Origin of the sequence: Marinobacter gudaonensis (genome assembly GCF_900115175.1) — a bacterium.
In the GTDB taxonomy this organism is placed as follows: domain Bacteria; phylum Pseudomonadota; class Gammaproteobacteria; order Pseudomonadales; family Oleiphilaceae; genus Marinobacter; species Marinobacter gudaonensis.
On the sequence record NZ_FOYV01000004.1, the window covers coordinates 46,291 to 58,603 of the forward strand.

The 12,313-nt window shown below is 53.8% G+C and carries 13 protein-coding genes; all 13 read left to right on the plus strand.

The genetic code is table 11. The features are described from left to right. Positions 1–66 precede the first annotated feature (66 nt). The 13 genes from BM344_RS16165 to BM344_RS16225 all read left to right on the plus strand — a co-directional run bounded on the left by BM344_RS16165 (position 67) and on the right by BM344_RS16225 (position 12,300). On the plus strand, positions 67–462 hold the full coding sequence (locus BM344_RS16165; RefSeq protein ID WP_208603461.1) for a type II secretion system protein GspG: 396 nt from the start codon (positions 67–69) through the stop codon (positions 460–462). Then, on the plus strand, positions 453–953 hold the full coding sequence (locus BM344_RS16170) for a GspH/FimT family pseudopilin (protein WP_091992221.1): 501 nt from the start codon (positions 453–455) through the stop codon (positions 951–953). Before BM344_RS16165 ends, BM344_RS16170 begins: the two co-directional genes overlap by 10 nt. Further along, positions 940–1,377 carry a type IV pilus modification PilV family protein gene (locus tag BM344_RS16175; RefSeq protein ID WP_091992222.1) on the plus strand — a complete coding sequence of 146 codons (438 nt, stop codon included), beginning with the start codon at positions 940–942 and terminating at the stop codon, positions 1,375–1,377. The genes BM344_RS16170 and BM344_RS16175 overlap by 14 nt, the downstream gene beginning before the upstream one ends. 44 nt (positions 1,378–1,421) lie before the next feature. Next, positions 1,422–1,958, plus strand: a complete 537-nt coding sequence (locus tag BM344_RS16180; RefSeq protein ID WP_091992223.1) for a hypothetical protein — start codon at positions 1,422–1,424, stop codon at positions 1,956–1,958. Positions 1,959–2,364: 406 nt separating this feature from the next. Beyond that, complete coding sequence (locus BM344_RS16185; protein WP_091992224.1) at positions 2,365–3,732, plus strand: cache domain-containing protein; 1,368 nt, start codon at positions 2,365–2,367, stop codon at positions 3,730–3,732. Between the two features lie 19 nt (positions 3,733–3,751). After that, entirely contained in the window at positions 3,752–5,635 is a 1,884-nt protein-coding gene (locus tag BM344_RS16190; protein ID WP_091992225.1) for a methyl-accepting chemotaxis protein, read from the plus strand. Positions 5,636–6,130: 495 nt separating this feature from the next. After that, complete coding sequence (locus BM344_RS16195; RefSeq protein WP_228143667.1) at positions 6,131–7,285, plus strand: DcaP family trimeric outer membrane transporter; 1,155 nt, start codon at positions 6,131–6,133, stop codon at positions 7,283–7,285. Positions 7,286–7,591: 306 nt separating this feature from the next. Continuing rightward, positions 7,592–8,962 (plus strand): MFS transporter, encoded by a 1,371-nt coding sequence (locus tag BM344_RS16200; RefSeq protein WP_091992226.1) that lies wholly within the window; start codon positions 7,592–7,594, stop codon positions 8,960–8,962. Positions 8,963–9,020: 58 nt separating this feature from the next. Next, complete coding sequence (gene ssb, locus BM344_RS16205) at positions 9,021–9,542, plus strand: single-stranded DNA-binding protein (protein ID WP_091992227.1); 522 nt, start codon at positions 9,021–9,023, stop codon at positions 9,540–9,542. Between the two features lie 208 nt (positions 9,543–9,750). Then, positions 9,751–10,677, plus strand: coding sequence for a type IV pilus biogenesis protein PilM (locus tag BM344_RS16210; protein WP_091992228.1), 927 nt, complete (start codon positions 9,751–9,753; stop codon positions 10,675–10,677). Continuing rightward, complete coding sequence (locus BM344_RS16215; protein ID WP_091992229.1) at positions 10,674–11,279, plus strand: PilN domain-containing protein; 606 nt, start codon at positions 10,674–10,676, stop codon at positions 11,277–11,279. Before BM344_RS16210 ends, BM344_RS16215 begins: the two co-directional genes overlap by 4 nt. After that, positions 11,279–11,956, plus strand: a complete 678-nt coding sequence (gene gspM, locus BM344_RS16220) for a type II secretion system protein GspM (protein ID WP_091992230.1) — start codon at positions 11,279–11,281, stop codon at positions 11,954–11,956. The genes BM344_RS16215 and gspM overlap by 1 nt, the downstream gene beginning before the upstream one ends. Before the next feature lie 26 nt (positions 11,957–11,982). Then, on the plus strand, positions 11,983–12,300 hold the full coding sequence (locus BM344_RS16225) for a hypothetical protein (RefSeq protein ID WP_091992344.1): 318 nt from the start codon (positions 11,983–11,985) through the stop codon (positions 12,298–12,300). Positions 12,301–12,313 lie beyond the last annotated feature (13 nt).

Consider the following 12,313-nt stretch of genomic DNA (forward strand, 5'->3'; position numbering starts at 1 on the left):
CAGGAAATTCACTCTGCTAAGCCGCTCATAAACATACAATAACCGCTCCTTGGAGGTCTCGAAAAAATGAACTATAAATGCCCCGCTATGCCCTCCAGGTTTCGAGGGTTCAGTCTTATCGAACTTTTAGTTGTTGTCATGCTGCTGGCATTGCTAGCTGGTCTGGTTGTACCAAATCTCTTGGGTAAAACCGAAAAAGCTAAGAGCAAGGCAGCGGAAAGCCAGATCCAGCTGCTGACAGGCTTGGTGACGGAATATTACGTAGAGTTCGGGACGCCACCGGAGGATTTGAATGATCTTGTGCCCCAGTTTGCGAAACCGTCACAGCTGGAAGATCCTTGGGGGCGGCAATACAACTACGAGTATCCTGGAGAGCACTCGGATTTTGATATTTTCACCTTGGGTGCTGACAACAGTCCCGGTGGCGAAGACGGTGATCGGGATGTGAATAATTGGGAGTAGCGCCAATTTTTTTCAAACGCAAAGGAGCGTCTACAAAGGGCATCGCTGGCTTTACCCTAATTGAATTGGTAGTGGCGTTGCTTCTGGTAACGCTGATAGTAGGGCTGATTTCCCCACTGATCATAAATAGCATTCAACGTGCCGAGATCAATAGTGTAGGAAGGGATTTGCTCGCGGCGATACGTGATACTCGGGCTCAGGCACTCATCACGAATAAAGAGCAACGTATCCTGTTCGACCCTAAACAGAACAGCTATTCCGCTTTAACAAATCACAGGACGGTGTCTTTGCCCAGCTCTTTGAATCTTAAGTTGGTTACCGCACAGTCTGAATTAGGTGGCCAAGGGACTGCGAGTATCCGCTTTTTCCCCAATGGAAGTTCCACTGGAGGCCGGGTTGTGCTTGAAGGGCCCGGAAAAACCTGGGTGATTGATGTTGCCTGGCTTACTGGTCAGATCGTCTTGAGGCGTGGGCTCAATGATCGGGAATAATTTGAAACCCAGTTCATCGCGAGGATTCACCCTGATTGAGGTGTTGGCTGCATTTATCGTTTTCACGCTTATATTTGCCACGGTTCTACAGCTAACGACGGTGTCCTACCGAAGCGTCGCGAGGTCGCAAGAATACACGGAGGCTGCCCTTTGGGCGGAGTCTAAACTGGTTGAGCTGGTACATCGCGAGACGCTGTCGGTGGGCACCGAGTCAGGTGAGTTTAATCAGCGTTTTCGTTGGGAATTAGACGTCAGTCCTTTTTCTGCTGAGGCTTCGCTTCTTGAGCTTTACAGTGATGATGACTCTTCGCGATTAGAGCCATGGGTAACTGTGATGCGGGTAGAGTTAAAGGTTTTTTGGCTCGATGATCGGCATCAACAAAGTTTCGTCACGTTGGTCTCTCGCGAGCCTGGCAGAGGTTGAGGCGCTGCATACACTTTACCAATCACCCATGAGGTGCATTTCCAATGAATCATGATCGTTTTTCCTCCTTCCTCTCTCAGCATGATCTTCCGCCCTCGTTCGTCTATCTCGCACCGATTCTGCCTGTTGTCCAGGTGATGTGGGCTGATGGCAGAAACCAAATGCCAGAACGCGCCAAGTTGCATTGCATTATAGAAAGCCACTGTACTGCGCTCTCAGATTTGGCCGGTGGTGTTGAAATTGTCAGCGCAAATGACATCGAGTTGTTTGACCGCACATTTATAGCGAACCGCCCCGATCCAAGAGTTCTTGAGATGTTCGTGGGGCTAGCCAGTGAGGTGGTTGCTCACCGAGAATTGGCCTTCAATCAGCCAGACAACCAGACCAACGAATCGTTATTTCGGCCCGAACAGCTCTTTCACGCCTGCATGGAAATTGCTGCAACTTGTCCTGCTTGCAAGGACAAATCGCTGGGTGGGCTGTTTGCCCTTCGCGTAGCAAAGCAAGAACGGTCTCTGATCGAAAAGACCTTTGAACTGTTTCAGACGAACCTCCAATCAATATCTGGGATCAAGCAGTAAGGAAATCTGGCTATGTTGGCCACTCTTTGAATGCTTCTTCTCATCCTCTTCAAGGAAGCTAGCAGCTTGCTAAAGCCGTCGCCAACGATTAGTAAAAGCCAGGGTATAAATCTTAGCTGAAGCCCCCGCCCCAAAACGACCGCCATTGTCGAGCGGCGTTCCTTATCTCGGACACCATATCAAGCGCCCTATAGGAAAGTATTTCCTTCTTGGAGACGGAAATCAGCAAAGTCCACAATCTTTTGTGGTGCGGTAATCTCCGCGTTTTTAAGACAGATCTCCAGTTAAGCACAAAAAACGAGAGCATTTGAGCAATATGCGCGGCGTTATTTTAGTTGGATGGTGTTAGTTTTGATTTGAGTGTGGTGAGCCTCCGGTGCACGTTTTACCTCAACAAGGTATTAGGATGAAAAAGCTGACGTTCAAGACAAAAATACTCATCGTATCTCTTCTTCCGTTGTTGGTGGTTAGCGCCCTGTTGATTGTTATCGCCGGCTACCAAGCAAAACAATTGGGTGAAAAGAATATTCAAAGTTTCACGGATACGATTTTCGATCTAAGGCGGTCAGAAATTGAAAACTATACGGATATTGCCAGAACCACTCTGGAGTATTTCTCCACTTCAGATTTCGAACGCGATATTTCAGCACAAGAACTTGCAAGAAATGTCTTGCGGAATGTGAGTTACGGGGAAGATGGATATTTCTTTGTTTATGATCATTACACAACACTTGTGAACCCATCCGTGCCTTCGCTTGAAGGGCAAGACCAGCGAACATTGGAAGACCCCAACGGAGTCCGCCTCATCCAGGATCTTTATAAACAAGCAGAGGCTGGTGGTGGTTACACAGACTATGCATGGCTTAAACCTTCTCGAGGGCGAGTAGTTGACAAAATCAGCTATGCCGCCCCGGTCGACAAGTGGGACTGGTGGGTTGGCACGGGTCTCTATGTTGACGACTTGGAAGACTCGATTCTCTCGATCCGCTCGTCTGTTGATAACAATATTCTGGCGACACTTCAGATCATCACGGGCCTTGCAGTCGGTGCTGTAGTGCTGGTCGGCTTTGTTGGTGCGAGGCTAACGCTTTCCGAGGGAAGGCTTGCGGACGTCCGGCTGAAAAACCTATCCCATAAGGTGGTAGAGGGTCAGGAAGAGGAGCGGAGCAGGGTCGCCATGGCGCTGCAAAAAGAGATTTTGCGACCAATGAATGTCATGAAGTCAAAACTACAATCCTCCGAGTTAACCAAATCACTGGGAGAAACTGGCCGCCGAGATTTTAATGCTGCTCTGAGTGCCCTCAACGATACGATGACTGCAGTCCATAAGCTCTCTGGGGATTTGCGTCCAGAAGCTCTCGACGAAAAGGGGCTATTCAAAGCACTTGAGGATTTGGTGGATCAAGCTCGACTCGAAAGCGGTATCGAGTTCTCCTTGGTGATGTCGCCCCGTTCCCAGCGACTTGACTCCGAGATTGAAATCGCCGTCTACCGTATTGCTCAGGAAGCCATAAAGAACATCGTGAAACATTCGGGAGCAGAGAAATCCCGAATCAGGCTGCGCGTTGAGCGGAACGTTCTCACGTTGACGATTCAAGACAACGGTATCGGTTTTGACGCGAATACTGCGTTCAGAAAAGGAGAGAACAGCGGGAAGGGTTTCGTTGACATGCGTGTGAGAGCGGAGTCGCAGGGAGGGCATCTGACAGTATTCTCTTCAAATGGCACCGGGGCCATAGTGAAAGCTGAAATTCCCGTTATCCAAAACTCATAGACCTCCGGGGGCTCCCATCTTGGTCTTATCTCTGTCCTGGCAGCGCAAGCTTCATTTACTTGTTGCTGTCACGTTTATTGGCCTGGTGCTTCTCACGCTTTCAGCATTGAAGGGGTTGGATGAAGTTTCTTCGTCTTTCGAGGCTCGCGGCGAAGTGACGGCCTACGAAAGAGTCTCCGTTGCGCTTTTGGTGCAATGGCTAAAGCTGGAGAGCGAGGCTGCTAGTCTCCAATCTCTCGATATGCCTGCATATCGTAAGCGGTTGGTCGATTTGAAGGATAGTGCAGAGCAACTGGTGCGATTGGCCGGGCAACTCAATAGCGACGGAGTGGTAAGTTCCGCAAACGCTATTCAAAGTCAAGTGACAGATTATATTTCACTGCGCACTGAATGGCTCGGCTTTATTGAGCGGCTCGGTCAGGACGACTCTGAGGGACTGAGAGAGGAAATTGCTAGAACTGTAGACGAGGAATTGCGAGATTTGGGGATCTCGCTGCTCGATGAAGACATTAATCAGGCTGTAATTAGTCTAGGTGAGTTGTTGACGAGCCTGGACCCTGCCACAGCGGAGCCGGCATACGAAGCAATTGATCGGATGGGGGCTCTCGTCGCGAAAATGGGCTGGGAGAACAACAGTATTGGTGAGGCGATCGCTGACTTCAATGCTGAGTTTGTTCTCATCCATAAGTTGGCAGCCAAAGTCCATCGGATTGAACTTCGTACGACGAGCGTTGGGCACCTTCTTGAGACTGCCATTGAACAGCAGAACCAAACTTTGAAAAGCGGTTTGATTGCGTCCTCCACAAAGAACGCCAAGGAGGCCAGGGAAGCTTCGACCGCACTCATTTTGATCACTTCAATTTCAGTCATCGTCATTCTTGTGATCACACTGATCCGGGTATCTCGCACCTTGGTTGGTCGGCTGCGTTCAACTATCGATCTTCTTTCTCAGGTTGCCCGGGGAAACTTAAGTAATCGGTTGAACGTCGGTTCGAATCCTCGCGACGAATTCAATGAGCTGGCGAGATCAGCGAATCAGATGATCGAGGATGTATCGACGGTGATTCGCCAACTTGCTCAAGGGAATAAAGAACTCAATAGCGTCCAGCGTGAGTTGAAGGATTCAATGAATCGAATGACGGGCAGCAGCGAAGAAGTTGAGATGAAAACGGAGCAGACGGCCGCTTCGGTGCAGGAGATTTCCCACACTGCGTCCGACATTGCCGTTCGTACGGCTGCCGTTTACCAGTCTGCGCAGATAGCCGATCAGTCCGCTCGGAAGGGAGCTTCTGTCATAAAGACAAGCGCATACAACATGCATTCGCTCTCCGTAAAAATCCAAAAAGCGAACGAGCAGGCCCGCCGTCTCCGAGAGACGGGTAGCCAAGTCAACAAAATTGTCGATGTGATCAATGGCCTGGCGGAGCAGACGAACCTGCTTGCGCTGAACGCAGCGATTGAGGCGGCCCGGGCTGGCGATGCCGGTCGAGGTTTTTCTGTCGTTGCAGACGAGGTGCGTTCGCTGGCTGAAAAAACGGTGTCTGCGACCGGAGGAGTATCAGATATTGTGGGTTTGCTGAATAGGGAGACGCGGGAAATTTCGAATCTCATGGAGCAGGGTCTGAAAGAAGTTTTGGATAGCGAGGAGACGGCTGGCGAAACTGCGCGATCGATCGACCAAATTACCGGGTGCGTGAGCAGCCTGGTGGAAGACATGTCTCAGGTTTTGTCGTCCGTGGAAGGCATTTCTGAGACGACGGATGAAATCGCACAAAAAGTCGAGCAGATTCATCTCTCGACAATCGAAATCCGCACAGTTCGAACTCAACTGGAGAGTCATACCATAAGCCTTTCTGAACAGGCGGCCGGACTGCTCGAAACTTCCAGTCGATTTCATCTCTAGTCGTCTGCCAGCTCTAGACTTTCCGATTCTAAGACTGTTGAACCTAACAATCATCAATATATGGGTAGAACAACACAATATTTGTGTAGTGGGTCCATAGCTTAAATGTCTAATATTAATAAAAGATTTAAATAAAAAATAAAAAATTCGTTTGGGAGCAGATTTAAATAAGTTTGGTTTGTGATTTTTAAAAGTCGACGAGCCCAACTGTTTCATCAGTTAGATGAGCGTTGTTACGGTTGGGTTATTTCACGCGGCAAGCGCTATCGTTGTTGTCTCCAGACATTTTTGCTTGTCGTTTTTTTATTCTTTTGATCGTTTGGTGCATTTTACAAGTGAATAAATAGGGATGTATTAAAAGATCTTTTTGTTAGCTCAGCATTTAATTAATTTTGGCTTCAGGAGGTGTATTTCGAGAAGGGTGTGTTCGAGCCGTAGTCGGTTTTGGATGAGCGAAAATGGAACAATTCCAAATATAAACTGGAGAATCAAACAATGAAAATGAAAAAACTAAAATCTGGCATGAAAGCAGCGATTTCGATGAGCATTCTCTCGGTAGCTGGCCACGCTGGTGCTGTTGAACTGAACGCTGGCGATTACAACGTGAATCTCTACGGTTTTGCGCGAGTCGCAGCCTCTTACGACCTCGATGAAAACATTGCTTCGGGTGGGCAGTCAGGAAGCATCGGCGCCGTGAACACGTCCGGTTCGGACGGTGCCAGTGGTCATTTCGGAATGGATGCCAATACCAGTCGTCTTGGGCTTTCGGTGGAGTCCCCAGAGGGCGTTAAGACAGTCGTTGAACTTGACTTTGACAACAACGATACCCTTGTTCCGAGACTCCGGCATGCCTACGGTGAGTACAATGGGGTATTGATCGGACAGTACTGGTCAAACTACCTCAGTTTCTTCGGTAATTCGTCAACGCTCGACTTTGACTCACTGCCTGGTACAGGCGGAACGGTAAACCGCGTTCCCCAGATTCGTTATACGAGTGGCCCGCTGTCCTTCTCTATCGAGGAGCAGCTCGGTGGCCTCGTTAACAATGACCTTGGTGGTCCCGGTAACGTCACAAAAAGTACTCCGACGGTAACAGCGAGATTCCAGGATTCGATGGGTGGCATGTCTTACGCGGCGGGTGCGATGGCAAAGCAAATTACCGTTGATGACGGGACGGTTGACGATTCCGCTTTTGGATATGGAGCATTCGTCTCTGGCAACATCGCCGTGACTGAATCGCTAACCCTTCGCGCCGCCATCAACTACACTGACGGCGCTGCAGCCTACATCTACAGAACCGGCAGCAATGGATTCTTTGGTCTGGATGCCTATACCACGAGCGCTTCTGGAGATCTCGAAACCATTGAATCAGTTGGAGGCACGTTCGGCGCAAGCTTGAATCTGGGTGGCGGCAGTTCCGTGAATGTGGGTTATGGTATCGCCGAGCAGGACCTAGACGAAGCGGCCGCCGCTGGCGCTGCTGTGGGTGGAGAGAGTGAGCGAAACTCTATGCTTGCCGCAAACTATCAGTGGTCTCCCGTCGCTAAGGTTAAAATGGGCGTCGAGTACGCACGCATTTCGAAAGAGAACCAGGATGGTTCTGACGGAGACGCCAATCGGGTTATGTTTCTAGCCCAATACAGCTTCTGATTCTGAAACAAGAGCGTTAGACACGCTGCCCTTCGCCTCTCGAAAGCCAACGACATTATGTGCTTTTGGGAGGCGATTTCATCTCTAACCCTCCCCAGATCCTCAACGTAGGACGTAGGAACACCTCCGCCAGCTTCACCGCCCGCCCGGGCAGCCCATCATTACCATTTCCTTCTTCGACGATAAAATGCCATTGCTTCCGAAGGTCCCCTGCTGCCGCGCCTTTTTGCTACAATGCGCCGCCTGCGAACGGTATCTGCTCCTGAATCGGACCGCTTTCAACCCCGGCTGAGGTACGTACTTGCCATGAATGCCCTGGAAAAACGCTCTGTTGCAGCCCTGGCCTCGGTCTATGCCATGCGGATGCTCGGGCTGTTCATGGTCATGCCGGTGTTCATGCTACTCGGCAGCGATCTGGACGGGGCGACGCCGGCGCTTCTGGGTCTGGCTATCGGGGCCTACGGCCTGAGCCAGGCGCTGCTGCAGATCCCGTTCGGAATGCTGTCCGACCGGGTCGGACGCAAGCGCATGATCTATATCGGTCTGCTCCTGTTTGCCGCTGGCAGCTTCCTTGCCGGAGCCACCGACTCCATATACGTTGTGATCGCGGGTCGGATTCTTCAGGGTGCCGGGGCGATCGCCAGCGTCTTGATGGCGCTGCTCAGTGACCTTACCCGGGAAGAGCAACGAACCAAGGCCATGGCCACCGTGGGCGTGACCATCGGGATGTCGTTCTCTGTGTCGCTGGTGCTTGGGCCATTACTCGGGGCCTGGTGGGGCCTTTCAGGAATCTTCTACACGACAAGCGCGTTCGCGGTGATGGCTCTGTTTGTTGTTTACCGGCTGGTGCCGACACCGCATCAGCATAGAAACAGCGCGGACACCCAGCCTGCCAGAGAAATGCTTGGCCGGGTTGTCTCGGATGGTCGACTGCTGAGGCTGGATTTCGGCATTTTTGCCTTGCACCTGGCGCTCACGTCCCTATTTCTGATATTTCCTTCACTGCTGCAGGACCAGCTTGGCTTGCCGGGCGATTCCCATTGGTGGTTTTATCTGAGCGTGATGGTAACGTCGTTTTTTGCCATGGTGCCTTTCATCATCATTGGCGAGAAGAAGCGCAGAATGAAGCCGGTACTGTGCGGCGCAATCGCGCTGTTGACGATCGCCACGGCAAGCTTTACGGCGGTGTCCTCGAGCCTGATCGCAGCCTGGGGCGTCCTGTTTCTGTTTTTCATGGCGTTCAACCTGCTTGAGGCCAGCCTACCCTCGCTGATCAGCAAGGAAGCACCGGCCGCGAGTAAGGGGACTGCTATGGGAGTGTACTCCACCTCACAATTCCTGGGAGCATTCCTGGGTGGGGCCCTGGGCGGATTCCTGTTGGAGCAGGCGGGGATTTCCGGTGTCCTGTGGTTTATGGTTGGCGTGCTGGGTCTATGGTTAATCTTCGCCCTCACCATGCCATCGCCCGGTTACACCACCAGTTTCGTGGTACAGTTACAGCAGGTTCTTGGCGATCAGTACGATGATATCGATAACGACCTCAGGCAGCTCCCAGGCGTGCAGGATGTTGTCATCGTGGAAGAGGCGGCCACCGCCTACTTGAAAATTGACCGCCAGTTTTTTGATGAAGCGTCACTTGCGGACTTCCCATTTGTCCGGCAGGCTAACAATTCGTGAAATCTGGATGCCCGCAGGGATCGCGGGCTGTCCCTGAAAACAGAGTCAGGAGCAAAACATGGCACGAGGCGTAAACAAGGTAATTCTCATCGGCAATCTGGGTCAGGATCCGGATACCCGTTACACCCCCAACGGCAATGCCGTGGTCAACCTGAATCTTGCAACGGACGAGAGTTACAAGGATCGTCAGACCGGACAACTGGTTCCGAAAACCGAATGGCACCGCGTGGTCCTGTTCGGCAAGGTGGCAGAAGTGGCCGGCCAGTATCTGCGTAAAGGCTCCAAGGTCTACATTGAAGGCAAGCTGCAGACCCGCAAGTGGCAGAACAAGGAGGGGCAAGACGTCTACACCACCGAAGTGGTGGTGGACATCAACGGCCAGATGCAGATGCTGGATAGTCGCGGAAGCGAAGGTGGCATGAACCAGGGTGCCCCGTCCGGTCGGCCGCAGCAGTCCGGCTACAACGCGCCGGCAGGGCAGCAGAGCAATCCGCCCCAGTCGGGTGGCTACAGCAATCAGCCGTCCCAGGGCAGCATGCCGGAACCGGTTGACGACTTTGATGACGACATTCCCTTCTGAGGGAAACGTGATCAACAAAAAAGCCTCCGCATTGCGGAGGCTTTTTTGTTAAGCGCTTGCAAAAAGAAGTCAAATCAACCGCCAAATCTGGGAGTTAGGTTCACTTTCTCAACGATCATGTTATCGTTTGTAAAAAAGCGGCTGTTTTTTGGACAGCGAACAACTACAGGGCTGGCGAGACGCGCTCGGATCCAGGTGAGCGGACTGTATGACAAGCACATCACTGATCAACAAACTGGCTGGCATTTTTCGTCGGGGCCGTGTGCGGCAACAGGTCTGCCTTGAAATCCGCCCGGACGGCATCGCCTGGGCGGCTTCCGGTGGCTCGGGCGGTAACGGGTTTGTCGAATGCCTGCCCGCCAAGCGTGTGGCCGCGCTGGAGAACCTGGTGTCCCGGTATGGCTGGTCCGGCGCTTCCGCTACCCTGGTTCTGCCGCTGGATCAGTATCAGGTATTCCAGATGGAACGCCCCGAGGGCGTCGATGAGTCTGAGCTGGGTGACGCCCTGAAATGGAAGCTCAAGGATTTTCTTGATTTCAGCCCTTCGGATGCCGTCTCGGATGTTTTCCCCTTTCCCATGGATGCCTCCCGAGGAAGCGGCGAGCTGGTGAATGTGGTAGCCGCCAGGAAAGCCCTGGTGTCCGAGCTGGTCTCGTTGGTACAGGCGTCCGGGCTCTCGCTCATACAGATTGATATTGCCGAACTGGCCCTGCGCAACCTGGTGTGCCGGCTGGATGAGAGCGGTCGCAGTGCCGCGCTGGTTCACCTGCGTGAAAACTATGGCCAGATGGTGATATGCAAGAACAACACCCTCTACCTGTCCCGCCGCCTTGATGTGAATTCGGACGATCTGCGGGATGCCTCGCGCCAGGAATTCGCAGTGCAGTCGTTGGCCCTGGAAATGCAGCGCTCACTGGATTATTACGAAAGCCAGCTGGGGCAGGTGCCCCCGGCCCGGATTCGCCTGGTCGCGCGGGATAGCGTCCTGCCGCTGGCCTCGATGCTCTCGTCCTACGTGGCCGCCGGTGTGGAGACACTGGAATGGCAGTCGTTGGGCCTGGATGAGCCCCTGGATAGTCGCTGCCTGCCGGCCTGGAGTGCCGGCCTGGCGTTGCCAGCGGAGGCACGCGCATGATCCAGAGGGTAAATCTGTACACCGAGGAGCTGCGGCCTCGCAAGCAGAAACTGCAGGCCGGGACCGCCCTGGCGATAGTCGGAGCCGGGTTGCTGCTGGTTGTTCTTGCCGCCGGTCTGGTGCGATACCAGAACATGGATCTGGATGCGCGGGTCGCGGGTCTTGAACAGCAGAACCGGCAGTTGGAGCAGGCCGTGGACAGTCTCGAGGAAGCAGTCCGGGGCCGTCAGCCGGATGCTGATCTGGAGGCGCAATTGGCAGAGGTCACAGAGACCCTGGCACGCCGCCAGCGATTGCTGCAGAAAGTTGAGAGCCTGGTGCTTTCCGAGGATCGCCGCTTCTCCCCCGGCATGGCCGCTCTCGCCCGCCAGATTCCCGAAGATGTCTGGCTCACCGGTATTACCCTGGCCGCGGACGCCGATCAGGTCATTCTCGAGGGACGTAGCCGCAGCGGCGCGCTGGTGCCCCTGTACCTTGAAAAACTTGGGCAGGAACCGGCGTTCGCCGGAAAGACCTTCGGAGCCTTCCGTCTTTCCCGTGTGGATGAGGGGCCCTGGATTGAGTTCCGCGTCGCCAGCCAGCGGACCGGGGAGGAGGACTGATGGCCCTTTCATTCCCTGACAGGCTGGCGGATCTTGCCGACCGGTACAACCAGCGTCCCGTGCGGGAACGGGCGCTGATGCTCGCGACGGCTTTGGTTGTCCTGGTTGTCGGGGGTTGGGAGCTTGCCGTGGCTCCGGTTCAGCAGGAACACCAGCGTCTCCAAAATCGCCTGCAGGCCCTGTCAGCGGATGCCGACAGCCTCCTGGCGCAGCAGCAGACACTGGAGCGTGAACTGGCCACTGATCCTTCCCTTTCGTTGCGAAACCAGCTCAGTGCCAGGCAACAGAGACTGGAGGCACTCAATCGACAGATTTCCGACACCACCGGTGAGTTGATTGCGCCCAGGGCCATGGTCTCGCTCCTGCAGACAATGCTTGCCGCCCAGGATGAGCTGGAGTTGCAGGGCCTGGAACTGCAAAAGCCCACACCTGTCTATGCGCCGTCGGCAAACACCGACAGCGAGCAGGAAGCGGAGCCTCTGCTCTACGCCCACGAAGTGGAGTTGCGGATACGCGGCAGTTACTTGCAGGTACTGAACTACCTGGAGCGGCTGGAAGCGCTGGACGATCGCCTGGGCTGGGTCCGGCTGCACTATGATGCCGGCAACTGGCCTGCTGGAGAGGCGACCATTCGTGTGCGCACGCTGAGCCTGGAACCGGCCTGGTTGGGGGTTTGAGTATGAAATGTCGGGCGCGTGTGGCAATGCAGAGCTGGCTGGGTCTGGTGATGGTGGCATCGCTGTCCGGACCTGCCGTGGCGCTGCAGGATCCGACCCGCCCTCCAGCGGGCGACCAGGTGGTTTCAACGCCGCAGCCAGAGCGGACCCTGGTGCTGGATTCCATCCTCTACAGCCAGGATCGGCGGGTTGCGGTGATTGAAGGTAAGGCCCTCACGGAAGGACAGAGGTTTGATGGCGTGCGGGTCATCCGGATCTACCACGATCATGTGCGGGTTTCGGACAGTGGCCGCGAACGGGTCTTGTACCTGGAGGGACTTCCGCAGGTTCGGGGAACTCAATGACTGACAAACGGAT

What these genes read in the sequence shown, in the direction of transcription:
- gspM (WP_091992230.1), top strand. Translation starts at nt 11,279, where the DNA reads ATGGCCCTTTCATTCCCTGACAGGCTGGCGGATCTTGCCGACCGGTAC.
- BM344_RS16215 (WP_091992229.1), top strand. Translation starts at nt 10,674, where the DNA reads ATGATCCAGAGGGTAAATCTGTACACCGAGGAGCTGCGGCCTCGCAAG.
- ssb (WP_091992227.1), top strand. Translation starts at nt 9,021, where the DNA reads ATGGCACGAGGCGTAAACAAGGTAATTCTCATCGGCAATCTGGGTCAG.
- BM344_RS16175 (WP_091992222.1), top strand. Translation starts at nt 940, where the DNA reads ATGATCGGGAATAATTTGAAACCCAGTTCATCGCGAGGATTCACCCTG.
- BM344_RS16225 (WP_091992344.1), top strand. Translation starts at nt 11,983, where the DNA reads ATGCAGAGCTGGCTGGGTCTGGTGATGGTGGCATCGCTGTCCGGACCT.
- BM344_RS16180 (WP_091992223.1), top strand. Translation starts at nt 1,422, where the DNA reads ATGAATCATGATCGTTTTTCCTCCTTCCTCTCTCAGCATGATCTTCCG.
- BM344_RS16200 (WP_091992226.1), top strand. Translation starts at nt 7,592, where the DNA reads ATGAATGCCCTGGAAAAACGCTCTGTTGCAGCCCTGGCCTCGGTCTAT.
- BM344_RS16210 (WP_091992228.1), top strand. Translation starts at nt 9,751, where the DNA reads ATGACAAGCACATCACTGATCAACAAACTGGCTGGCATTTTTCGTCGG.
- BM344_RS16185 (WP_091992224.1), top strand. Translation starts at nt 2,365, where the DNA reads ATGAAAAAGCTGACGTTCAAGACAAAAATACTCATCGTATCTCTTCTT.
- BM344_RS16195 (WP_228143667.1), top strand. Translation starts at nt 6,131, where the DNA reads ATGAAAATGAAAAAACTAAAATCTGGCATGAAAGCAGCGATTTCGATG.
- BM344_RS16165 (WP_208603461.1), top strand. Translation starts at nt 67, where the DNA reads ATGAACTATAAATGCCCCGCTATGCCCTCCAGGTTTCGAGGGTTCAGT.